Consider the following 22,811-nt stretch of genomic DNA (forward strand, 5'->3'; position numbering starts at 1 on the left):
TCTCTTGCTCGGCTCGATGAGGTCGGTTGCGGTGGCTGGGTATTTATATTTTGGCCTGTGACATCTCAATTTCACCCCAGAGTTTGCGCAATCTGTCTTGTACGCTGAGGATCTCGTGCTCAGGGTTGGTGTGACTGGTATCGATGAATTGATAGCGAGGGTGAGCGACGGGATTGGCGATGGCGGAGTGGCCCTGAGGCGCCACTATGGTGAGCAGCGGCATGTCCAGCGCCTGCGCAATGTGACGGGGCCCCGTATCGTTACCGACAAACAGCTGGCAGTGGGCGAACAGCCCCACCAGCTCCCGTACCGAGCGGGTCTTGATCTGGTCAAACACACTAGCCTGCACCTCAGGGGACAACAGCGGTTTGAGGCCTCGGTTGTACTCTTCCTCCCCCGGCCCGCAGTAGACCAGGATCTGGGCGTCATGCTCCTCGATCAGCCAGCGCGCCACTTCGGCGAAGCAGTCGATGGGCCAGCGTTTGTAATGCCCCAGCGAGTTGACCCCCATGGCGATCAGCGGCCGCGATAGATCGACCCCGGCCGCCAGCAGGCTCTCGCGTCCCTGCCGTTTCTCCTCTTCGCTCAACCAGAGATAGTAGTTGCGATCCTCCCGTGCGAGGCCGAGGGGCTTGAGCAGGGAAAATCTGTCGTCCACCAGGGTACTGTTACCCCGATGTTCGGTGTCATGCCGAAAGCGCACTATGCGGTTGTGGCCGAGCCGCCAGGGGAAGGAGTCGAATCCGATCCGCAGCCTGGCGCCCGATATCAGGCAGGTCAGCAGGCCTATCATCTGGCCCTGGCTGTTGATCACCACGTCGTAGCGTTCGCGCCGGATCCCCAGCAGCAGCACCTTCATGTAGCGCCACTCGTTGCGTTTGGCCTTCTGGATGACGATCAGCCTGTCTATGTTGGGGTTGCCCTCTGCCATGCCCGCACAATAGTCCATGACCAGATAGTGAACCTCCCCATTGGGATCGTTCTGCTTGAGGTTGTTGCACAGCGCCGTGGAGATCAGCACGTCTCCTATCTGTTTGGTTTGGACTACGAGGTATTTCATGCAAGGCCTCAGGCGAGGTCGGGGTTGAACGTCAGCGCAACAGCATATCTTACTAGGCGGTCAGATGCTGCCGCTGCTGGGTGAAAATCCGATCTGGCGCAACCTGATTGCGCATATTTCCGACACGTTAGGTTCCCATTCAGCGTGAGTCGCGTCCAGATGAGGCAAACAGAGAGGAGTGTGAATGGCATCAACGCACGATAAGGCCCAGCAGTATGCCTACCACGCCGAAGTCGGCATCGCTGAAGGTGGTATTGGCAAAGCCGAGATCCCCCAGCACCGGCAGGAAGGCGATCAGCTGTCCATCGCCGGTTTCGATGATTCGGATGTGGCGAAGGCCTGTTATCCTGCCCTGACGTCGGTACAGATCCCCTATTGCAAGATGGGCGGCATGGCCGCGGAGATGATCCTGCGTAAACTGGCTGGCGAGGTACTGCAAGACGGTACCCAGACCATCGAGTTTGAATTGCACCAGCGCCAAAGCACCTGATGCCGGCGCCACAACCCCGAGAGGAAAGCATGTTCAAGGCTCTGTTACTGGAAAACCAAGACGGCAAGACGGTCCCGACCCTCACCCAGCTGACCGAGAGCCAGCTGCCGGAAGGCGAGGTGCGGGTGGCGGTGAGTTACAGCTCCATCAACTACAAGGATGGGCTGGCCATCACCGGCAAGGGCAAGATAGTGCGCCAGTGGCCGCTGGTGCCCGGCATCGACTTCGCCGGCACTGTGCTCGAGTCGGCGGATGGCCGCTATCGGCCCGGTGACAAGGTGGTGCTGACCGGTTGGGGCGTGGGTGAGGGCCACTGGGGCGGCATGGCCGAGCAGGCGCGGGTCAAGGCCGACTGGCTGGTACCGCTGCCGGCCGGACTGAATGAGCGCCAGGCCATGTGCATCGGCACCGCCGGTCTCACCGCCATGCTCTGCGTGCTGGCGCTGGAAGAGGCGGGCATTACTCCCGAAAGCGGCGAGATCCTGGTGACCGGGGCCGCCGGTGGGGTGGGCTCCACGGCTGTCGCCCTGCTGGCAGCCCTGGGTTATAGCGTCGCGGCCCTGACCGGCCGGGTGCAGGAGCAGGGCGAGATGCTGAGCGCGCTCGGTGCCAGCCGCATAGTGCCGCGCAGCGAGCTACTGGTGCCCGCCAAGCCGCTGGAGAAGCAGCTGTGGGCCGGTGCCATCGACACCGTCGGCAGCCAGGTGCTGGCCAAGCTGTTGGCCCAGATGAACTATGGTGGTGCCGTTGCGGCCTGCGGGCTGGCGGGGGGCTTCGATCTGCCGACCAGCGTGATGCCCTTCATCCTGCGCAACGTGCGCCTGCAGGGAGTGGATTCGGTGCTGTGCCCGCTGGCCCGCCGCCAGCAGGCCTGGGCACGACTGGCTCGAGATCTGCCCGCCAGCTTCTTCGCCCAGGCGGTGACCGAGATAGGACTGGAGCAGGTCGCTGCCGCCGCCGAGGCCATCACCCTTGGCCAGATCGCGGGCCGCACCCTGGTCAAACTTTGACCTCGAGCTGACTGGCGAGCCCCATTTTTCTGGATAGACTTTGAAGGCCGGTGCACTATCCAAGGAGAATGAGCATGGGTGAACAGAAGCCGGATTACGAGCTCGAGGATGATTGGGAGCCGGAATCCTGGGAGGATGAGCTGGAGGAGCTGGATGACGAGAGCTGGCAGGATTATGAGCCTCTCGACGACCAGTAAATCGCGGTGCAGAGTAGGGGCGGGCCCAGAAGCCCGCCCTATTTTTTTGTGCGCCCGTTGAGAACGCAGGGCGCGGGATGGACTTGGTGGGGATGGGCGGGCTGGATAGAATGAACTGCTCAAATGGCGCTCAGGAATGCTAAGGTGGTCCTGCGTCATGGTGGTGGCCGGTTCTGGCCGCTCGTGAACTGTTCAATCGATGCTCAAGGATGAATATGCGATTACTCGTCATCATGATGTGCGCCGGCCTGCTCGGGGGCTGCGTCTCCAATTCGGATGATCCCTGCGAGAAGGTGTGGAGCGACGTGGGGGAGGCCGATGGTAAGCTGGGCTTTGCCGCCGACAGGGTTGAGTTCCATCAGGCCCAGTGCGGGACCAAGGTGGATGTTGCCGTGTGGCAGCAGGGCCGGCAGAAGGGACTGGCCTGGTATTGCCGCCCCGAGCACCTCTATCTGGCCGGCCGAGCCGGGGAGGAATATCGTGGCGTTTGCCCCAACGATGAACAGGCCCGTCGCCTGTTCGAGCAGGGCCGCCAGGGCTGGACCGATCAATAGGGCTGACCTGGTCCGTCTTCTCCTCCAGACGCCGCAGGGACTGGCACTGTGATAGTGCCCGGGGGGTACTTATTCCCCCTTCTCCTTCAGACGCAGCGGCTGGCACAGATACTGTTTGTCGTTTGCGCTGCGGGCGCACTTGCCGCACACGAACTTGGGTTTGCGTACTATCTTGCGCAGCGCCTTGAGGTCAAATGGGATCTCGTGACGGCGCCATTCACACAGCGTCTTGTGGCCCATGGAGAGTCATATCCTCGACAACGAATGGGGGTGAGCAGGACTCATGGCCGGCACCCCGGTCACGGCCTCATTGGTACAGGTACTTGGTGAAGATGAGCTCGCGTACCGCCTTCTTGCCGGTCTCTTTCACCAGCAGCTCATTGACCCGGTTCTCGCACTCCTTGCGCAGCTCCTCCCGGCTTACCAGCGACTTGATCTGATCGCCGGTCTTGCTGCCAATCAGGCGGATGATGGCGTCGCGGATCAGGGGGTCGTGCTGCTCCAGCAGCTTGAGGTCTGCCCCGTTCTCGGCCATCAGCTCCACCGTCACCCGCACGTAGCCCAGGGTTTTGCCTTCCCCCAGGTAGTTGGTGATGATGTCCGGATCCAGCGCATGGTAGGCAAAGCCCGGCTTGACGGCGGAGGAGGCCGGATCGGCGGCGCTCTCCTCGGAGGAGGCTTGTGCATTCAATGCGGTACAGCCCAGCAATAACACCAGCAGAATTCTGGAGATCTTCATCAAGATGGCTCAGCAGCGACAGATGCCCCATTTTTGATGCTGCCATCGGGGCCGTCAAGCACGGATGTTCTTACAATTCTCGATTGATTTACGGATAATAAACCGGATTTTAACCTGACAACGGAAATCTCCGGATGGTGAAGTTGTGAAGTCCGAGTTGACTGTTCCCCTGATCCAGCTTGCCCCGTGGCGGACGCCCGAGCAGTGCGATCTCCCCGAGGCGCTGCGCCCCTGGTTGCTGGAAGCCGATTCCATGACCCGACGGCTGCGTCGTTACAATCGCCATCTCTCGGTGCAACTGCTGGGCAATCGTAGCGTGTCGCTCGGCGCCGATGAGCAGGATCTGGTGGCCGCCCCGCATCCCATGGGGCTGTGCCGCGAGGTGATCCTGCATGGGGATGGCGGGCCGGCGATCCTGGGCTGGACCCTGTTTGCCGAGGCGGCGCTGCAAGGGAGCGGTTTGCATGATCTGGGCGAGCAACCGCTGGGGGAGCGCATCTTCGGCCATGCGCCGGCGCGGCGCGATCACCTGCAGCTGGCCTGTTTCGAAATAGCGGCCAACCCCTGGTGCCAGGCCGCCACCGTCTGGGGACGCCGTTCCCGTCTCTATCTGGGGCAGTGGCCCTTGCTGGTCCACGAACTCTTCTTGCCCTCGCTATCGTCTGATGCGCTGCCATCGAATAAGGAGCTGGAGTGAAGCTGTTAACCAAGGAGCGGGGACTGGCCTATGTGCAGTTGGCCCGCATCGACAAGCCCATCGGCACCCTGCTGCTGCTGTGGCCGACCCTGTGGGCACTCTGGCTGGCGGCCGGTGGCCCGCCGGACCCCTGGATCCTGGTGGTGTTTGTGGTGGGGGTCTTCCTGATGCGCTCGGCCGGCTGCGTCATCAATGACTATGCGGATCGCAACTTCGATGGCCATGTGAAGCGCACCGCCGGCCGGCCGCTGCCCATGGGCAGGGTCGGGCCGCGGGAGGTGCTGGCACTGTTCGCCGTGCTGGCCCTCATCTCGTTCGGCCTGGTGCTGACCCTGAACCCGCTCACCATAGGGCTGTCGTTCGCCGGCCTGCTGCTGGCGGTCTGCTACCCCTTCATGAAGCGCTTCATCCCGATACCTCAGCTGGTGCTGGGGATGGCCTTCTCCTGGTCCATTCCCATGGCCTATGCGGCGCAGGCCAACACCCTTCCCGCCGTGGCCTGGCTGCTGTTTCTCGCCAACCTGCTGTGGACCATCGCCTATGACACCCAGTACGCCATGGTGGACCGGGATGACGACCTCAAGCTGGGCCTGAAGTCGAGCGCCATCCTGTTCGGCCGCCACGACAAGCGGATCATCGGCATGCTGCAGCTGGCGACCCTGCTGATCCTGCTGCTGGTGGGAGAGCTGATGGCGCTGGGGGCCAGCTACTACTGGGGGCTGCTGGGGGCGGCGGTGCTGTTCGTCTATCAGCAGCGGCTCATCCGGGAGCGGCAGCGGGAGTCCTGCTTCCAGGCGTTTCTCAACAACAACTACGTGGGGGCCCTGGTGCTGATCGGGGTGGTGATCCACTACCTCTGAGCCGCAGGCTCCCATGAAAAAGGCCGCATCATGCGGCCTTTTTGTTTGATGCCGGGCGGCGGCCTCAGGGCCGGTTGCCGGCCTCTATCGTCCGCCGGATCTTGGTGCTGAGCAGCGGCACTATGTTGTCGGCCAGCGCCTGGAAGCGGCCCAGATCCGGTTTGCAACCCGTGTCCAGATAGCCTTCGCTGCGCAGGCTGTGGATCAGGGTGCTGAACAGCTTCTGGTCGAAGAACTCGGGGGCGTTGATGCCGTGCAGGGTGCCGAGGCGTTCCGCCATCATCAGGCCGTCCGCCTCCAGCTGCTCCGCCTCGATATAGGGCTGGGCCAGCACCCGGGTCAACACTATGGCGTAGCGTTGCAGCGTCTCCTGGATGCTCTCGGCCAGCAGCAGCAGGCGCATCTGGTTGCCCGGGTTGACCCAGTAGCCGCCGTCGCGCGCCTCGATCAGCTGCTGGCGTTGCAGCTCGCCCAGCAGGGCATCGATCAGCTCCGGCAGCTCTTCCTCTTCATAGCGCAGGAACAGCTCGGTCTTGAGCAACGGGTAGATGTCGACGCAGCGGGCGACGATCTCGCTGCGGGAGATCCCCTCGCAGCGCTCGATCAGGGTGGCGACCAGGGACGGCATGGCGAACAGGTGCAGTATGTTGTTGCGATAGTAGGTCAGCAGGATCGCCTGATAGCGGTCCAGGCTGATGATCTGGCCCAGCTTGTCCTCGCTCACCTCGAACTTGTTGAGCTCCATCGCCTGATCCAGCAGGGTCCTGGCATCCTCATCCGGCAGGGTGCTCTGGGGGCTGTAGGGCACCTGTTTGAGCAGGTCCAGATAGGTGTTGAGCTGCGCCTGCAGCTCGTCGCGGGTCAGGGCGTGGCGCTCGGCGGCCAGCAGCGCCAGGGCGCTCAGGGTCAGGCCGTTGACGGCGGCGGCATCGTTGATGCGGGTCATCAGCAGCTCGGCCAGCCGGTTGACGGTGGGCGCCATCCACTCGGGGCGCTCTTCCTTGCCGATGCTCTCCTTCCAGTGCGGCACGTGCTCGCCGAGGTAGTTGTTGAGGGTCAGCGGCTCACCGAAGTTGACGAAGCCCCGGCCGTAGTTGCGCAGCTTGCGCAGTATGCCGAGCACCTGCAGGAAGCTCTCCTTCTCCTTGCGGCTGCCCTTGAGCTCGTTGTGGTAGGTGTTCACCTCCATCACGTGCTCATAGCCGAGATAGACGGGGACCAGGGTCACCGGCCTGTCCAGCCCGCGCATCATGGCCTGCAGTGTCATGGCCAGCATCCCGGTCTTGGGCGGCAGCAGGCGCCCGGTGCGCGAACGCCCGCCCTCGGTGAAGAACTCCACCGAGTAGCCCTTGGCGAACAGCAGATTCAGGTATTCGCGGAATACGGTGCTGTAGAGCGGGTTGCCCTTGAAGGTACGGCGGATGAAGAAGGCGCCGCCGTGGCGGAAGATGGGGCCCGCCGGCCAGAAGTTGAGATTGATGCCGGCCGCGATGTGGGGCGGCACCATGCCCTGGTGATAGATGACGTAGGAGAGCAGCAGGTAATCCATGTGGCTGCGATGGCAGGGCACGTAGACGATCTCGTGGCCTTCCTGCGCCAGCTGGCGCACCCGCTCGGCGCCGTTGACCGACAGGCCGCGGTAGAGCTTGTTCCACAGCCAACCGAGGAAAGTCTCGCCGAGCCGGATCAACCGGAAAGAGAAGTTGGCGGCGATCTCGTCCATGTAGCCGTGGGCGCGCTTCTGGGCCTTCTCCAGGCTGATGCCCTCGCGCTGGGCCTCTTCCTCGATCGCCTGCTGGATCACGCTGGAATCCAGCAACTGCTTGAACAGCAGGTTGCGGTTCGGCAGCTTGGGGCCGGTCGCCGCCAGCTGCTGGCGGCTGAAGTGGGTGCGGGCCACCCGCGCCAGCTTGTGGGCTATGGCCTCGTCGGTGCCGTGCTTGTCCGCCATATGGCGCAGGGAGAGCGGCGGCGAGAAGCGCACCAGGTTTTCGCGTCCCTTGAGGATCACGATCATCGCCTTCTTGAGCCGGTTCGGGGCCAGGCTGCTGATGATGTTCCAGCCGGAGGCCTCTTCGCCCTCGCGGCCCGGGGCGCGGCCCCAGAACAGGGTGACGGGCACGACCTGGATATCCAGCGCCGGATCCTGCTTGTGCAGATCCAGCAGCTGGTGAAACTCTTGCAAGAAGGGGAGTGGCTTGTTGCGTTTGCCGAACAGGGGAGGCGGACGATCCAGGCAGACGTAGCGCGGCAGCAGCTGGCCACCGAGCTCCAGCGGGGTGAAGGGACCGGGCAGACCGAGATCCTCGCAGCATTGCTGCAGCGTCATCAGATCGGTGATCGAGCTGGTTTTCAGGGCATAGACAATGGGTCTGGCCGGGTCCAGGTTCAGTTCTGTAATGGGGTTTTCCGGCAGGCTCTTGTGATTGACCAAGCCGCTGATAGGCCATTGCAGTATGGCTCTGGAAATGTTTTGTCCTATGGACATGGGTGTCTGCTCTCCAAAAAATGCGGCGTGAGCATAACAAATCACCGTTGGCTTGTCGCCGAGAGGTACGATGAGTGGCTGTGCAGGATCAAGAATGGTCTATTTCCTGGCAAGAAGTGCGACAAGGATGGGACAAATGTCAGCAACGCCTTGCCTTGGCCCCAGCACTGTATATACTGCCAGTGTGCTGTATAAAAAAACAGGTGCCAATCCTATGAAACCTCTTACCCCCCGCCAGGCCGAAGTGCTGGCGCTGATCAAGGTAAACATGAGCGAGACCGGCATGCCGCCGACTCGTGCCGAGATCGCCCAGAAGCTTGGTTTCAAGTCGGCCAATGCGGCCGAGGAACATCTGAAGGCCCTGGCCAAGAAAGGGGTCATCGAGATCATGCCCGGTACCTCCCGCGGTATCAGGCTGCTGCTCGAGGAAGAGGAAGTCGCGCCGGAAGAGAGCGGCTTGCCGCTGATCGGCAAGGTTGCGGCCGGTGAGCCGATCCTGGCCCAGGAGCACATAGAGAGCCACTATCAGGTGGATCCCGCCCTGTTCCATCCGCGGGCAGACTTCCTGCTGCGGGTGCAGGGGATGAGCATGAAGAACATCGGCATCATGGATGGCGACCTGCTGGCGGTGCACAAGACCCAGGAGGTGCGCAATGGCCAGGTGGTGGTGGCTCGCCTCGATGAGGATGTCACCGTCAAGCGCTTCCAGCGCAAGGGCAGCCAGGTGTGGCTGCTGCCGGAGAACGAAGAGCTCTCCCCCATCGAGGTGGATCTCTCCAGCCAGCACCTCACCATCGAAGGTCTGGCCGTCGGCGTGATCCGCAACGCCGACTGGATGTAACGGCACGGCCTCCTGCGGGAGGCCGTCTCGTTTTGACCGTTTTTCCCCGCTAGCTCGCGTCCTCCCTGATGACTGCCATTTTTGTCTCCATCTCACCGCCGCACGGCGGGCATTTCGGATATATCCTTTGATAAGGCCCGGTGCGCCAGCGCTGGGTACCAGCGATGGCCCGGATGGTTGCCTGAGTGGCCAGCATAAGGCCGCGAGCATGCATCACTGGCGCTGCGCCGAGGCGGCGCGGGATAGAAGGGAGAGTCTTCGGGCGCTCGCACATCGAGCGAGCCAAGGGCCCGGAGCGACTCGTACAGTCAGCACGCGACAGTGTCTTGGGGTGTCCTGGGGGCTGGTTGGCGTGACCTGTTGAGCAAGGAGGACAGGTATGGCTTCAAGCTCGCCATGGGATCCGGGTCTGGCCGCAGCGCCCGCATCTTCCATTACCCGCTTCATCAAGGGCAGCCGGATGACGTGGTTTTATGCGCTCTGGGTTTATCACAAGGGCGATGGCTGGACCATCTGGCTGGGCTGCCCCAAGGACAAGATAGTCCGTCTGGTGCGGCTGTTTCGCCGCCACCATGACATGGGGCTGCCGGATGCCCCCTGGACGGCCCCGGTCGTGCCGCTGCACGCCGTTGCCAAGCGTGCGCAGGCACAGCACAGACGGCGCCCCTGAATTGCCCGGATCGATCGGGAGCCCCATCCAATATGGGGCTTCTGCTTTCTAGTCCGCCCAGCCTGCTTCCCCCTCTTGTCGAGCCTCCGCCAGACCGCTATCCGGACCTTGGGTAGCCAAAAAGGGTGTCGAGCGGGTTACAATAGCCATTCATTTAGCCCTTTCTTCGGCTGATTAGACTAGCAAGGCTTTGTTTTATATGGTTAAACCTCGTTACCCCCTGCTGTTCCTGCTGCTGGTCGGCGGCATGATGGCTGCCTACCATTGGAGCCAGCCCGCCCTGCCCGAGCAGGCGGACTACTACGCACAGGGCCGGGACATCAATCCTTTCACGCTCACCGACGCCGAGGGGCAGGCCTTCACCCCGGACAGCCTGAGTGGCCACTGGACCTTCCTGTTCATCGGTTATACCTATTGCCCGGACATCTGCCCGACCACGCTGGCGGATCTGCGCTCCGTCTATCCTGAGCTGAAAAAAATCGCCCCCAGCAGCCAGGTGGTCTTCGTCTCGGCGGATCCGCAGCGGGATGACAGCGCCCGCCTCAAGCGTTATACCGCCTTCTTCCAGCCGGAGTTCAAGGCCGCCACCGGTCCCCACAACCATCTGTTCCCCTTCGTGCGCAACCTTGGCCTCGTCTACTCCATGGCGGAGAGCGGGGACAAGGACTACCTGATCGACCACTCGGCTTCCATCGTGTTGATCGACCCGCAGGGCAAGCTGGTGGCGGTGTTCCGTCCCCTGATGGTGGATGGGCAGGTGCCCCATGTGGCGATGACGACCCTGGTCACCGATTTTGGCAGGATAGTGCGGTTGGCCGACGAATGATGCTCCAACAGTGGCCCTGCTCATGCTGATCCCGCCCTGGCTGCGGGATCCCCGGCGCCACAGGGCCGTGTTTGCCCTGGCCCTGCCCATGGTGTTTTCCAATATCACCACCCCGCTGCTCGGGCTGGTGGACACCTGGGTGATCGGTCATCTCGGCCAGGCCTGGTTCCTCGGTGGCGTCTCGGTCGGCGCCACCCTCATCAACCTCCTCTTCTGGCTGCTCGGTTTTCTGCGCATGTCCACCACCGGGCTGACCGCCCAGGCCCATGGCGCCGCCAGCGCCGAGGGGCAGCTGGACACCCTGGCGCGGGCGCTGGGTCTGGCCATTGGTCTGGGCAGCGCACTGCTGCTCCTGTTGCTGCCCTTCCTGCCGGCGCTCATCGCGCTCAGTGGCGGCTCGCCCGAGGTGCAGGGTTATGCCGGGGAATACGTGTCGGTGCGGATCTGGAGTGCCCCGGCCGCGCTGTGCAACCTGGTCATCATGGGCTGGCTGCTGGGGATGCAGGATGCCCGCAGCCCCATGCTGTTGCTGATCCTGAGCAACCTCATCAACATGCTGCTGGACGCCTGGTTCGTGCTGGGGCTGGGCTGGCAGGTCAAGGGGGTCGCCGCCGCCTCGTTGCTGGCCGACTACGGTGCGCTGGGGGTGGGACTCTGGCTGGTGAGCCGCCAACTGCGCCATCTGTCCGCCGACGTGTGGCAGGGGGCCTGGCAGCGCTGGCGACAGTGGCCGGCGCTGCGGCGCCTGCTCGGCCTGAATCGGGATATCTTCATCCGCTCCCTCTGCCTGCAGCTCTGTTTTGCCTTCATGACCCTGCAGGGGGCGCGACTGGGGGATGTGGCGGTGGCCGCCAACGCGGTGCTGCTCAACTTCCTGATGCTCATCTCCTACGGGCTGGATGGCTTTGCCTACGCGGTGGAGGCCATGGTGGGCCGGGCCATAGGGCGGCGGGATCGACAGGGGCTGCGGGAGGCCATTGTCCTCAACCTGGGCTGGGCCCTGCTGATCGCCCTCGGCTTTAGCCTGTCATTCGCCTTGGGGGGAGAGCGGCTCATCGCCCAGATTACCGACATCCCGGCGGTGATCGCCGAGGCGAACCGCCAGTTGCCCTGGCTGATCGTCATGCCGATGCTGGCGGTCTGGTGCTTCCTGCTGGACGGGGTCTTCATCGGTGCGACCCGCGCCCGCGAGATGCGCAACAGCATGCTGGTAGCGGCGTTTTGCGGCTTCTTTCCGGTCTGGTGGCTGTGCCAGGCCTGGGGTGTGGCGGCCTTGTGGGCCGCCATGGCGGCCTTGATGGCGGGGAGGGGGTTGACCCTTGGCTGGCTATGCTGGCGGATGGAGTCCGACGGGCGCCTGCTGGGTCAGGGGCATGCCGCCGAGCCCGCGAGCCGCGGCTGATGCTTTGTCAGGTGGCGTCGATTAAGCGTCTGAGCGGCTGCGGCCCGGCGCAGGCATCGACTCAGAGCGAGCCCTCGTAGCCGAACTGACGCCAGCTCTCATAGACGAAGACGGAGACCGCATTGGCTAGGTTCATGCTGCGGCTTTGCGGCAGCATGGGGATGCGCAGGCGCTGCTCGAACGGCAGGCTCTCGATGAGATCCGCAGGCAGACCCCGGCTCTCAGGCCCGAACAGCAAGGCATCCCCCAGCGCAAACTGTGCCGCCGAGTGCGCGGTGCGCCCCTTGGTGGTACAGGCAAACACCCGGGTCGGCGCCACGGCCGCCAGGAAGCTCTCATAGTCCGACCAGCGCTTCACCTCGGCAAACTCGTGGTAGTCGAGGCCGGCCCGCTTGACCCTCTTGTCATCCCATTCAAATCCCAGCGGCTCGATCAGGTGCAACCGGTAGCCGGTATTGGCACAGAGACGGATGATGTTGCCGGTGTTGGGCGGGATTTCCGGTTGATAGAGCACGATGTCGAGCATGACGGGATCCTGATGGGGGCCGAGATTGGGGCGAAAAGGGCGCCAGCATAACCAGCGCCCGTCGGGATGAAAAGGGCTGTCTCACGCCATGGGCAGGCGGATGGTGATGACGAGCCCGTTCGGCTGATTACTGCTGGCCCGGATGGTGCCGCCATGGCGCTGGATCGCCTCGGCGGCGATGGCCAGCCCGAGGCCGGTGCCGCCGGTCTTGGCGTTGCGGGCATCGTCGACCCGGAAGAAGGGCAGGAACAGCTGCGCCTGCTGTGCCACCGGCACGCCTGGGCCGTCATCCCGGATGGTCATCACCCACTCCCGCCCCTCCGGATACCAGTCCACCTTGATGAACTCGCGGGCATATTTGAGCGCGTTGCGCAGCGGGTTTTCCAGGGCGCGAGCCAGCAGATCCGGCCACATCTTGAGGGATTCGGCCGGCAGTGGCGGCAGCCTGAGTTGCTTGCCGTTCTGGTTGGCCTCGAACATGGCATCGTCCAGGATGGGCTCCAGCAGATCGGCAAGGGGCAGCAGCACCGGGGCCTCCACATGCTGTTGTACTCGCGACAGATCCAGCAGATCCCCGATCAGCTTGTCGAGCCGGGCTATCTCGGTCTCGATCCGTGCCAGCTCATTGCTGTCCCCCTGCTTGCGACGGATCAGCGCCTGCGCCAGCTGGATGCGGGTGAGCGGGCTGCGCAGCTCGTGGGAGATGTCGGAGAGCAGCTGTTTCTGCTTCTGGATCATGCTCTTGAGAGTATCCACCATGTGGCTGACGTGATCCGCCAACTGGCCAATCTCGTCCCGCCGCCCCAGGTTGGGGATCTGCGCCTCCAGGTTGCCCTCCGCCAGCCGGGAGACCGACTGCTGCAACTGCAGTATGGGGCGGGTCAGCCGCCAGGCCAGCAACAGGCAGAGCGGGGTGCTGACCAGCATGGCGATGCCCAGGATCTGGATCGGATGATCCAGGATCTGGATGAACAGGAACAGGTAGGAGTTCTCGACGTTGAGCCCGAAGTAGACATGATAGGTCTGGCCGTGATGCTTCATCTGGAAGGGGCCGGCGATGGCCCGCTTGTGCTCGCTCCCCAGCATGGGCTTGGCCGGGTTGTCGGCATCGAGCATGAAGCGGATGACGAACTTGCTGAGGTGGGCGGTGGACTGCATCTGCCCCTTGGCATCGCGCAGGTAGACGTTGTCCACCGGCAGCAGTCCGGCGGACTCGATGGCCTTGGACAGATCGAACTCCTGGTCCGGATCCATGCCCGCCTGCAACGCCCTGAGATTGTTGTTCATCCTGGACACTTCATGCTCTGGCAGGGGGATGATGTTGCGCGGATCCAGGGTCGGCAGTATGACCACGGCCGCCAGCACGACCAGCAGCATGAACCAGAACCAGAGGAAGATCTGGGTGGAGAGGCCGCCGAAGGAGCGGTTGCTGTTCATCGGCTCAGGCCTGTTCCAGCCAGAGGTAACCGCGGCCGCGCACCGTCTTGAAGCGGGGCTGGCCATCGCTGCGCTCCGGCAGCTTCTTGCGCAGATTGCTCAGGTGCATGTCGATGGCGCGATCGAAGGGCTCAAGCTTCTTGCCAAGCACTTGTTCAGACAGCAGATTCTTGCTGACGATCTGGCCCGGGCTGCGCAGCAGGCACTCCAGCAGGCCGAACTCGGTGGCGGTGAGCTCCAGCAACTGATCGTCGCAGCGGGCCTGTTGCAGGCCGGGCTGCAGCACCAGATCCATGAAGCGCAGCTCGTCCGATGCGCCGCGCTGGGGGGAGAGGGTCTGGGTGCGGCGCAGGATGGCGCGCACCCGTGCCAGCAGCTCGCGATCGTCGAACGGCTTGGCCAGGTAGTCATCGGCGCCGGCCTCCAGCCCGTTGACCCTGTCCTGGCTGTCGCCGCGGGCGGTCAGCATCAGCACCGGGGTGTCATGACGCTTGCGCAGCCGGGTCAGCATGGCGAAGCCGTTGAGTCTGGGCATCATCACATCCAGCAGCACCAGATCGAACTCCTGCTCGGCCAGCCGCAGCAGGCCCTCCTCGCCATCTTCGGCGACCGTGACCTGGAACCCTTCCAGGGTCAGGATTTCGGTGAGCAGCTGGGTCAGCTCGAGATCGTCGTCGACCAGGAGTATTTTATTCATCTGGAATCATTCCACTGATTTTGCGCGTCAGACTGACGCCCGGGTCAGGGTATAATAAATTTTTACGCGCCAGAGGAAAGCCGGTTTTGAGCCAACAACAATATTCTCGCTGGGTCACCCTGGCCAGCATGGCGGCGGTCGCCACAGCCAGCCTGCTGATCACCGGCAAACTGATCGCCTGGCTGATGACGGACTCGTCCAGTCTGCTCGCCTCCCTGACCGACTCCCTGATGGACGTCAGCGCCTCCCTCATCAACCTGTTCGCCATCCGCTATGCCCTGGCCCCGGCGGATAACGAGCACCGCTTCGGCCACGGCAAGGCGGAGTCGCTGGCGGGCCTCATCCAGTCGGCCTTCATCTCGGGCTCGGCCCTGCTGCTGGTGATGCACGGCATCTCCTCCCTGCTCAATCAGGTGCCGGTGCAGCGGCTGGAGGCCGGGCTCTGGGTCAGCGCTGGCTCCATCCTGCTGACCCTGCTGCTGGTCGGCTTCCAGCGCTGGGTGGTGCAGCGCACCAACAGCGTGGCCATCAAGGCCGACATGCTGCACTACCGTTCCGATCTGCTGCTCAACGCCGGCGTGCTGCTGGCGCTGGTGCTGGCGGGGCAGGGGTGGTTCTGGGCCGACGGCCTGTTTGCCATCCTGATCGGCCTGTTCCTGGTGTGGGGGGCCGTCCAGATCGGCTACGAATCGGTACAGGCGCTGCTCGATCGTCAGTTGCCAGAGGAAGAACAAGCGAGAATAATGGCGCTCTGCTGTGCCGTGGAGGGGGTACACGGTGTCCATGATCTGCGTACCCGCCAATCCGGGCCGACCCGGTTCGTGCAGCTGCATCTGGAACTGGATGATCAGCTGCCCCTGGTCAAGGCCCATCAGATAGCCGACGAGGCTGAGCTGGCCGTGCGCCAGTCATTTGAGCGGATGGATGTGATTATCCACATGGACCCCATCTCGGTGCTGACAAAAGAACAACAAGGCCCTCACCCTGAACAACAGTAGGCTGCAACATGGATGATCTGGTTGCCCAAACGTGGCAAAAAATTCAGCTGGAAGCACAGAGCATGGCGGCCCAGGAGCCCATGCTGGCCAGCTTCTTTCACTCCACCATTCTCAATCATCAGGATCTGCGCTCGGCGCTCAGCTTTCAGCTGGCCAACAAGCTCGACAGTACCACTATGCCGGCCATCGCCCTGCGTGAGGTGATCGAGCTGGCCCTGCGCAGCGAGCCCGAGTTGCTGGCCATGGTGGCCGCCGACATCTGCGCGGTGCAGGACAGGGATCCCGCGGTCGATCTCTTCTCGACGCCGCTGCTCTACCTCAAGGGCTTTCATGCCCTGCAGGGCTACCGGGTGGCCAACTGGCTGTGGCGCCAGGGTCGTCGTTCGCTGGCGCTCTATCTGCAAAACCAGATCTCCGTGGTGTTCGGGGTCGACGTGCACCCGGCGGCGCGGATCGGCAAGGGCATCATGTTCGACCACGCCACCGGCATAGTGGTCGGGGAGACGGCGGTGATCGAGGACGATGTCTCCATCCTGCAGAGCGTGACCCTGGGCGGGACCGGCAAGGAGAGTGGCGATCGCCACCCCAAGATCCGGGAAGGGGTGATGATAGGGGCAGGTGCCAAGGTGCTCGGCAACATAGAGGTGGGGGTCGGCGCCAAGATAGGTGCCGGCAGCGTGGTGATCAACCCGGTCCCACCCCACACCACAGTCGCCGGCGTGCCGGCCAAGATCGTGGGTCGCCCCGAGTGCGACAAGCCCTCGCTGGACATGGATCAGTGTCTCTGATCCCCTGACCGAGGCGGTACCATGGTCAAGCGCTGGTCAGGCTATCTGATCCTGGGGATGTGGCTGCTCAACCTGCTGCATCTCTATCTGGGCTTCTCTCCCTGGCCGGCGGCCATCGCCGCCTGGGCAGCCTCCCTGCTCACCTGGCCCTGGCTGGTGGGCGCCGCACGGCGTCAGGCCCTGGCCCTCTATGGTGCCGCGCTCTTGCTGCTGATCTTCTCCTGGTGGCGCGGAGCCAGTCTCAGCGCCGGCGACTGGCTGCTGCCCAACATCAACATGCTCACCATGTTTGCCGCCGTCAGCACCCTCAACCTCGCCACCTCCGGTCTGCTGACCGGCACCAGCTCCTGGTCGGGTCGCAAAGGGCTGTGGAGCACCATGGCCAGCCTCAATCTGCTCGGGGCCGTCATCAACCTCTCGGTGCTGTTCATCATCGGCGATCGACTGGAGCGCAATGGCACCCTGGAGCGGCGCCAGGTGATGGTGCTGAGCCGGATCTTCTGCGCGGCCGCCTTCTGGTCTCCCTTCTTCGTCGCCATGGCGGTGGCGCTCACTTATGCCCCAGGTCTGCAACTGTCGAGCATACTGCCGTTTGGCGTGGTCGCCGCGCTGCTGGCGATGGGGCTGACGGCCTGGCAGGTGGAGCGGCTCGGCGTGGCGGATTTCGCGGGCTACCCGCTGCGGCTGCAGACCCTGGGGTTGCCGGTGACCCTGGCGCTGCTGGTCTTGCTGATCAACCGGCTCTGGCCCCAGCTCAGCATCCTGGCGGTGATCGCGCTGGTGGCACCGCTGCTGGCGCTGCTGTTCATGCCCCATGCCGGGCGGGGGGCGGCTCTCAAGCGGCAGGTGGTGGAGCGCTTCCCCGCCATCGGCGGTCAGTTGGTGTTGTTCCTGGGGGCCGGCTTGCTGGCGGCGGGCATCAACAGCGCGCTGTCGGTGATCGATGTCGGCGGTGGCCACGGCCTGCCGCTGTTCAATCACTTCGGCTGGCTGGAGGCCTGCCTGACCCTGCTGCTGATCTTCCTGGTGGCCATCATAGGGGTGCACCCGCTCATCAGCATCTCCGGGCTGGCCCCCCTGCTGTGGCCACTGGCCCCGGATCCCAGCCTGCTCGGCATGTGCTTCCTGCTGGGGTGGGGGCTGGCCACCGGCACCAGTCCGCTGTCCGGTTCCAACCTGGCGCTGGCGTCGCGCTACAACCTGAGCGCCGGGCTGTTGCTGCGCTGGAACCTGCTCTACGGTCTGCTGATGTACGGGGTCGCCTGCCTGTTGCTGGGGGCATTTATCGCCCTGCACGGATGATGCCGGCAGCAAGTGGCACCTCTGGCCGGCGGCGCCATGAGGACCGCCGCCGTGCCCTGGAGCCGGCCTTGTGTCTGCGGCGCCGCGGCCTGCGAGAAAAACCGACGCATATTTAGACAATACCGGCAGGGAAGGCGCATTTTGCAACGCACCGGCTTGTTTGTGCCAATGCCCTCAGGGTATGCTGGCTCCACGCGCTTGATCGCCCGCTGTAGGGCATCGCAATTGAACAAACAGGTATGCAACTATGTCACTAGAAGTCCTTGAGCAACTCGAATCCAAAGTCCAATCCGCCGTCGACAACATCTCCCTGCTGAAGATGGAGCTGGACGAGCTGAAAGAGCAAAACAGCAAGCTGCAAGACGAGAACCATCAGCTGCGCAACGAGCACGTTGCCTGGCAAGAGCGTCTGCGCGCCCTGCTTGGCAAGATGGAGCAGATGGGCGAAGCCATCTAATCCCTGCGCTGACAGACAAGATTGAAAACGGGCCACTCCATGAGCGGCCCGTTTGTTTATGGCAAGGGAGGCATCAGAGCGCTAGCAACTGCTTGACCGTCTTCTCGATGCCATCGGCCGCCTCGACGATGTTCTGCGCCAGCATATAGGCCGGGGTCGAGATGACCTTGCGCTCCTGATCCACCACGAACTCGTTGACCGGGCAGTTGAGGTGGCTGCCACCCATGGCCTCGATGGCATTGGCGGTCGCCTCGTCGGTGCCTATGGTGGTCAGGGTGCCGGCTCCGTAGATGAGCGGGATCATGGCCGGCGCGATGCAGATATAGGCCGCCGGTTTGCGGGCGGCGGCAAAGCTCTGGCACGCCCTGAGTACATCCGGCTGGATCTGGCAGTGGGCGCCTTTGATCGCGAAGTCGCACAGGTTCTTGGCAGCGCCGAAGCCACCGGGCAGCAGCAGGGCGTCATAGTCGGCCGCATCCAGCTCGGCCACGTCCCGGATCTGGCCACGCACTATCCGGGCCGCCTCGACCAGCACGTTGCGGCTCTCCTGGGCGCTGACCTCACCGGTCAGATGGTTGATGACATGCAACTGCGGCACGTTCGGCGCGAAACACTGGGTCACGGCACCTTGGCGGGCCAGCGCCAGCAGGCTGATGACGGCCTCGTGGATCTCGGTGCCGTCAAAGACGCCGCAGCCACTCAAAATCACGGCCACTTTTTTCATGGCAGACTCCTCGTTGTTGAAAATGTGAGCCAGGGTAGATTGTTGTATTTTTGTATGGTTATCGCTGGCCCTCCGCTGGTCAAGTCATCTCGCTGTGCTAGGATTGTTTCGTTTCGGATCCTGCCGTATTGACTCCCTTAAATCTTTTTCCACATTGATCGAGATCATTTCAATTTTGAGATGATCGGTTTTTGCGATCTCAAGATCATGTTTTATATGTTGTTTTTATAATTTACGCACAGCTTTGTCACAATGGGTCTAACGAGCCCCCATTTTTGAGCACAGAGTTATCCACAGCGCCGACCCTCCATCTGGCCGCCTGAGGCTGGATCCCCGCCCCTTGGTGTGATGCGGGCCCTGTGGCATCCTAACGGCTGTTTATTCCTGGCAGGACGATTTCATGGCCCCTAGCAATCCCCTTATCTTGGTCGACGGCTCTTCATATCTTTACCGCGCCTTCTTCGCCTCCCAGCAGGCCGATCTGCGCACATCGACCGGTTTGCCGAGCGGCGCCGTCCGGGTGATGGCCAACATGATGCGCAGCCTGCGCAAACAATACCCCGACTGCCATGTGGCCGTGGTGTTCGACGCCAAGGGCAAGACCTTCCGCGACGACATCTACCCCGAGTACAAGGCGACCCGTGCCAGCATGCCGGACGATCTGCGCAGCCAGGTCGCCCCCATCCACCAGATGATCAAGGCGATGGGCTTCCCGTTCTTGATGGTCGAAGGGGTCGAGGCCGACGATGTGATCGGCACCCTGGCTCGCCAGGCGACCGAGAAACAGCTGCCGGTGCTCATCAGCACCGGTGACAAGGACATGGCGCAGTTGGTCTCCGATCACGTCACCCTGATCGACACCATGAAGGACGTGACCACAGACCGGGAGGGGGTGATCGAGAAGTTTGGCGTGCCGCCGGAGCTTATCATCGACTACCTGGCCCTGATGGGGGACAAGGTGGACAACATTCCCGGCATGACCGGGGTGGGCGAGAAGACGGCGCAGGCGCTGTTGCAGGGGATCGGTAGCATAGACCAGATCGCCGCCAACCTGGACAAGGTGGCCGCCCTCGGCTTCCGTGGCTCCAAGGCGTTTGCCGACAAGTTCCGCGAGCAGGAAGAGCAGGTTCGTCTCTCCTATCAACTGGCAACCATCAAGACCGACGTCGAGCTGGAGCAGGAGCTGGAGCAGTTGCAACTGGGCCCGATCGACAAGGAGTCCTTGTTGGAAGTCTATCGCGAGTACGAACTGCGCAACCTGATCAAGGAGCTGGAGTCCGATAACGAAGGTGCTGGCAGCACAGGCAGTGTGAGTCAGGATGCTGCGGATGAGGAGCCGGCTGCCGCCGCCGTCATCGAGACCGATTATCGCTGCATCCTGGACGAGGGCGAATTTGATGACTGGCTGGCTCGGCTGAACGCCGCCCCGCTGTTTGCCTTCGACACCGAGACCACCAGTCTCGACTATATGGAGGCGCGGGTCGTCGGCGTCTCCTTTGCCATCGAGCCGGGCAAGGCGGCCTATGTCCCCTTCGGCCACGACTACCTGGGGGCGCCGGTGCAGCTGACCGAAGCCCTGGTGCTGGGCAAGCTCAAGCCGCTGCTGGAAGATCCGGCCCGCCTCAAGGTCGGTCAGAACCTCAAGTACGATCGCAACGTGCTGCAGAACCACGGCATCGATCTGCAGGGCATCGCCTTCGACACCATGCTCGAATCCTATGTGCTCAACTCCACCGCCAGCCGTCACGACATGGACTCCCTGGCCAAGAAGTATCTGGGCGTCGAGACCATCTCGTTCGAAGAGATCGCCGGCAAGGGGGCCAAGCAGCTCACCTTCAATCAGATCGAGCTGGAGCAAGCCGCGCCCTATGCGGCCGAAGATGCCGACATCACCCTGCGCCTGCATCAGACCCTCTGGGGCGAGCTGAGCAAGCTGCCTGAATTGGCCAAGGTATTCACCGAGATCGAGTTGCCCCTGCTGCCCGTGCTGGCACGGATGGAGCTGCTGGGTACCACCATAGATCCCAAGCTGCTGCACCAGCAGAGCCAGGAAATAGAGGTGCGTCTGGCGGAGCTGGAACGGCAGGCACACGAACTGGCCGGGCAGGAGTTCAACCTCTCCTCACCCAAGCAGCTCGGCGAGATCCTGTTCGTCAAGCTGGGGTTGCCCATCCTCAAGAAGACCCCCAAGGGCGCCCCCTCCACCGCCGAAGAGGTGCTGGCCGAGCTGGCGGAGAACTACGATCTGCCGCGCCTGCTGATGGAGCACCGCGGCCTGGCCAAGCTCAAGTCCACCTATACCGACAAGCTGCCACTGATGATCAAGCCCCAGACCGGGCGGGTGCACACCTCCTATCATCAGGCGGTGGCAGCGACCGGCCGGCTCTCCTCAACCGATCCGAACCTGCAGAACATCCCGGTGCGCAATGAGCAGGGGCGCCGCATCCGGCAGGCCTTCATCCCGAGCGCTGGCTACAAGCTGGTGGCGGCGGACTATTCCCAGATCGAGCTGCGGATCATGGCGCACCTCTCCGGTGACCAGGGGCTGCTGACCGCCTTTGCCGAAGGCAAGGACATCCACAAGGCGACCGCGGCCGAGGTGTTTGGGGTGGCGCTGGATGCGGTCACCACCGACATGCGACGCAGCGCCAAGGCGATCAACTTCGGCCTGATCTATGGCATGAGCGCCTTCGGCCTCGCCAAGCAGCTGGGGATCGGTCGCGCCGAGGCGCAGAAGTACATGGATCTCTACTTCGAGCGCTATCCCGGCGTGCTCGACTACATGGAGCGCACCCGCCAGCAGGCGGAGGCGCAGGGCTATGTCGAGACCCTGTTCGGTCGTCGCCTCTACCTGCCGGACATCAAGTCCCGCAACGCCGGTCTGCGCAAGGGCGCCGAGCGGGCGGCGATCAACGCCCCCATGCAGGGCACGGCCGCCGACATCATCAAGCGCGCCATGATCGGCGTCGATGGCTGGCTCCGTGGCATCACGGATGACTCCATCCACATGCTGATGCAGGTGCACGATGAACTGGTGTTCGAGATCCGCGAGGAGAAGCTGGCAGAGTATGTCGCCATCATCAAGGCGAAGATGTCGGCCGCCGCCGAGCTGCATGTGCCGCTGGTGGTGGAAGCCGGGACCGGCGACAACTGGGATCAGGCCCACTGATCCTGACCATAGTGATTGGCTAGCTATATAAGCAGAGAAGCCCGGCAGCATGCCGGGCTTCTTGTTTCTGTTCTCTGTCTGCCTCAGGCCTCTTGCAGATACTCATCCTTGAGCAGCACGTAGTTATCGGCGGAGATCTTCAGAAAGGCGAGCTCGGCCGGTTTGAGCGGCCGCGCCTGCTTGACGGGATTGCCCATATAGAGGAAGCCTGACTCGAGCCGCTTGCCCGGTGGCACCAGGCTGCCGGCACCTATCATCACCTCGTCCTCCACGACCACCCCATCCAGCAGTATGGCCCCCATGCCGACCAGCACCCGGTTGCCTATGGTGCAGCCGTGCAGCATGGCCTTGTGGCCCACGGTCACATCATCACCTATCAACAGCGGATGGCCATCGGGATTGCCGGAACTCCTGCGGCTCAGGTGCAGCACTGTGCCATCCTGCACGTTGCTGCGGGCGCCGATGCGGATGTGGTTCACGTCTCCGCGCGCCGCCACCAGGGGCCAGATGCTGGCATCGTCGCCGAGCTCGATATCACCCACCAGAGTGGCACAGGGATCCACATATACTCGTTTGCCCAGTTGCGGGCGTTTTCCTTTGTAAGGTCTCAGTCTCAGGTCCATCTTGGCCTCCTTGTTTTCGGCCATTCTAGCAATCGAAGGCCCTTTCTGTGGATAAGGTTGTACAAAAGCTGTGGTTGGATATGAATAACTAAATAAGTGCCGATTTTTGCAATTTTATTGCCGTTGAGGGCTTGCCAGAAAGTTTCTACTCCCTATAATGCGCCTCCATCGACAGGGCAAGCGGCAACGCAAACAAGCCGGTCGGTGCCTCGATAAAGCCTCTGAAAATAAGGCTTGACTCGAGAAGGCGGTTGAG

At 63.0% G+C, this 22,811-nt stretch carries 24 protein-coding genes; 15 read left to right on the plus strand and 9 right to left on the minus strand.

Translation table 11 applies throughout. The annotated features are described in order from the left end of the window. Positions 1 to 43: 43 nt before the first annotated feature. Positions 44 to 1,060: a glycosyltransferase family 9 protein gene (locus KW821_RS20775; protein ID WP_218292758.1), complete on the minus strand. Its 1,017-nt coding sequence runs from the start codon at positions 1,058 to 1,060 to the stop codon at positions 44 to 46. A 304-nt stretch (positions 1,061 to 1,364) separates the two neighbouring features. On the opposite strand from KW821_RS20775, the gene KW821_RS20780 reads away from it, so the two are divergent. From KW821_RS20780 to KW821_RS20790, 4 genes are all read left to right on the plus strand, one after another. Beyond that, positions 1,365 to 1,550, plus strand: a complete 186-nt coding sequence (locus KW821_RS20780; protein WP_371317620.1) for a substrate-binding domain-containing protein — start codon at positions 1,365 to 1,367, stop codon at positions 1,548 to 1,550. 29 nt (positions 1,551 to 1,579) lie between these two features. After that, on the plus strand, positions 1,580 to 2,560 hold the full coding sequence (locus tag KW821_RS20785; protein WP_218292759.1) for an MDR family oxidoreductase: 981 nt from the start codon (positions 1,580 to 1,582) through the stop codon (positions 2,558 to 2,560). Between the two features lie 74 nt (positions 2,561 to 2,634). Then, on the plus strand, positions 2,635 to 2,757 hold the full coding sequence (locus KW821_RS21780) for a hypothetical protein (protein ID WP_126623425.1): 123 nt from the start codon (positions 2,635 to 2,637) through the stop codon (positions 2,755 to 2,757). Between the two features lie 215 nt (positions 2,758 to 2,972). Continuing rightward, complete coding sequence (locus KW821_RS20790) at positions 2,973 to 3,311, plus strand: DUF2799 domain-containing protein (RefSeq protein WP_042655032.1); 339 nt, start codon at positions 2,973 to 2,975, stop codon at positions 3,309 to 3,311. Positions 3,312 to 3,380: 69 nt separating this feature from the next. Here KW821_RS20790 and KW821_RS20795 read toward each other — a convergent pair whose 3' ends face one another. Continuing rightward, the gene (locus KW821_RS20795; RefSeq protein WP_126623423.1) at positions 3,381 to 3,551 is read right to left on the minus strand and encodes a hypothetical protein; all 171 of its coding nucleotides are present in this window, start codon (positions 3,549 to 3,551) and stop codon (positions 3,381 to 3,383) included. A 67-nt stretch (positions 3,552 to 3,618) separates the two neighbouring features. After that, positions 3,619 to 4,050: a flagellar basal body-associated protein FliL gene (locus KW821_RS20800; protein WP_218292760.1), complete on the minus strand. Its 432-nt coding sequence runs from the start codon at positions 4,048 to 4,050 to the stop codon at positions 3,619 to 3,621. Positions 4,051 to 4,195: 145 nt separating this feature from the next. On the opposite strand from KW821_RS20800, the gene KW821_RS20805 reads away from it, so the two are divergent. Beyond that, on the plus strand, positions 4,196 to 4,747 hold the full coding sequence (locus KW821_RS20805; protein ID WP_218292761.1) for a chorismate lyase: 552 nt from the start codon (positions 4,196 to 4,198) through the stop codon (positions 4,745 to 4,747). Then, entirely contained in the window at positions 4,744 to 5,607 is an 864-nt protein-coding gene (gene ubiA, locus KW821_RS20810; RefSeq protein WP_218292762.1) for a 4-hydroxybenzoate octaprenyltransferase, read from the plus strand. Before KW821_RS20805 ends, ubiA begins: the two co-directional genes overlap by 4 nt. A 64-nt stretch (positions 5,608 to 5,671) precedes the next feature. Here ubiA and plsB read toward each other — a convergent pair whose 3' ends face one another. Then, positions 5,672 to 8,095: a glycerol-3-phosphate 1-O-acyltransferase PlsB gene (gene plsB / locus KW821_RS20815; protein ID WP_218292763.1), complete on the minus strand. Its 2,424-nt coding sequence runs from the start codon at positions 8,093 to 8,095 to the stop codon at positions 5,672 to 5,674. Positions 8,096 to 8,309: 214 nt separating this feature from the next. On the opposite strand from plsB, the gene lexA reads away from it, so the two are divergent. The 4 genes from lexA to dinF all read left to right on the plus strand — a co-directional run bounded on the left by lexA (position 8,310) and on the right by dinF (position 11,834). Continuing rightward, on the plus strand, positions 8,310 to 8,936 hold the full coding sequence (gene lexA / locus KW821_RS20820) for a transcriptional repressor LexA (protein WP_042655037.1): 627 nt from the start codon (positions 8,310 to 8,312) through the stop codon (positions 8,934 to 8,936). Between the two features lie 379 nt (positions 8,937 to 9,315). Continuing rightward, on the plus strand, positions 9,316 to 9,606 hold the full coding sequence (locus KW821_RS20825; RefSeq protein WP_218292764.1) for a hypothetical protein: 291 nt from the start codon (positions 9,316 to 9,318) through the stop codon (positions 9,604 to 9,606). A 199-nt stretch (positions 9,607 to 9,805) separates the two neighbouring features. Continuing rightward, the gene (locus tag KW821_RS20830; protein WP_218292765.1) at positions 9,806 to 10,432 is read left to right on the plus strand and encodes an SCO family protein; all 627 of its coding nucleotides are present in this window, start codon (positions 9,806 to 9,808) and stop codon (positions 10,430 to 10,432) included. Between the two features lie 22 nt (positions 10,433 to 10,454). Then, the gene (gene dinF, locus KW821_RS20835) at positions 10,455 to 11,834 is read left to right on the plus strand and encodes an MATE family efflux transporter DinF (protein ID WP_218292773.1); all 1,380 of its coding nucleotides are present in this window, start codon (positions 10,455 to 10,457) and stop codon (positions 11,832 to 11,834) included. A 61-nt stretch (positions 11,835 to 11,895) separates the two neighbouring features. Here the strand turns inward: dinF and trmL are convergent, their stop codons facing one another. From trmL to KW821_RS20850, 3 genes are all read right to left on the minus strand, one after another. After that, positions 11,896 to 12,360, minus strand: a complete 465-nt coding sequence (gene trmL / locus KW821_RS20840) for a tRNA (uridine(34)/cytosine(34)/5-carboxymethylaminomethyluridine(34)-2'-O)-methyltransferase TrmL (protein WP_042655040.1) — start codon at positions 12,358 to 12,360, stop codon at positions 11,896 to 11,898. Between the two features lie 81 nt (positions 12,361 to 12,441). Further along, positions 12,442 to 13,797, minus strand: coding sequence for an ATP-binding protein (locus KW821_RS20845; protein WP_042655041.1), 1,356 nt, complete (start codon positions 13,795 to 13,797; stop codon positions 12,442 to 12,444). Between the two features lie 4 nt (positions 13,798 to 13,801). After that, positions 13,802 to 14,494, minus strand: a complete 693-nt coding sequence (locus KW821_RS20850) for a response regulator (protein ID WP_218292766.1) — start codon at positions 14,492 to 14,494, stop codon at positions 13,802 to 13,804. 86 nt (positions 14,495 to 14,580) lie between these two features. Here KW821_RS20850 and KW821_RS20855 point away from each other — a divergent pair, with 86 nt between their 5' ends. The 4 genes from KW821_RS20855 (at position 14,581) to KW821_RS20870 (ending at position 18,039) form a co-directional block, all read left to right on the plus strand. Beyond that, positions 14,581 to 15,492 carry a cation diffusion facilitator family transporter gene (locus KW821_RS20855; protein WP_218292767.1) on the plus strand — a complete coding sequence of 304 codons (912 nt, stop codon included), beginning with the start codon at positions 14,581 to 14,583 and terminating at the stop codon, positions 15,490 to 15,492. Positions 15,493 to 15,500: 8 nt separating this feature from the next. Continuing rightward, positions 15,501 to 16,280, plus strand: a complete 780-nt coding sequence (gene cysE / locus KW821_RS20860) for a serine O-acetyltransferase (RefSeq protein ID WP_042655044.1) — start codon at positions 15,501 to 15,503, stop codon at positions 16,278 to 16,280. 21 nt (positions 16,281 to 16,301) lie between these two features. Beyond that, the gene (locus tag KW821_RS20865; protein ID WP_218292768.1) at positions 16,302 to 17,582 is read left to right on the plus strand and encodes a hypothetical protein; all 1,281 of its coding nucleotides are present in this window, start codon (positions 16,302 to 16,304) and stop codon (positions 17,580 to 17,582) included. Between the two features lie 247 nt (positions 17,583 to 17,829). Further along, positions 17,830 to 18,039 carry a cell division protein ZapB gene (locus KW821_RS20870; RefSeq protein WP_042655046.1) on the plus strand — a complete coding sequence of 70 codons (210 nt, stop codon included), beginning with the start codon at positions 17,830 to 17,832 and terminating at the stop codon, positions 18,037 to 18,039. A gap of 73 nt (positions 18,040 to 18,112) precedes the next feature. Here KW821_RS20870 and elbB read toward each other — a convergent pair whose 3' ends face one another. Then, complete coding sequence (gene elbB / locus KW821_RS20875) at positions 18,113 to 18,763, minus strand: isoprenoid biosynthesis glyoxalase ElbB (RefSeq protein ID WP_042655047.1); 651 nt, start codon at positions 18,761 to 18,763, stop codon at positions 18,113 to 18,115. 400 nt (positions 18,764 to 19,163) lie between these two features. Here elbB and polA point away from each other — a divergent pair, with 400 nt between their 5' ends. Beyond that, the gene (gene polA / locus KW821_RS20880) at positions 19,164 to 21,932 is read left to right on the plus strand and encodes a DNA polymerase I (protein ID WP_218292769.1); all 2,769 of its coding nucleotides are present in this window, start codon (positions 19,164 to 19,166) and stop codon (positions 21,930 to 21,932) included. An 83-nt stretch (positions 21,933 to 22,015) separates the two neighbouring features. On the opposite strand, the gene KW821_RS20885 is transcribed toward polA, so the two are convergent. Then, positions 22,016 to 22,555, minus strand: a complete 540-nt coding sequence (locus KW821_RS20885; protein WP_218292770.1) for a gamma carbonic anhydrase family protein — start codon at positions 22,553 to 22,555, stop codon at positions 22,016 to 22,018. Between the last annotated feature and the right edge of the window lie 256 nt (positions 22,556 to 22,811).

It is taken from the genome of Aeromonas sp. sif2416 (assembly GCF_019218665.1).
Classification (GTDB): Bacteria; Pseudomonadota; Gammaproteobacteria; order Enterobacterales; family Aeromonadaceae; genus Aeromonas; species Aeromonas encheleia.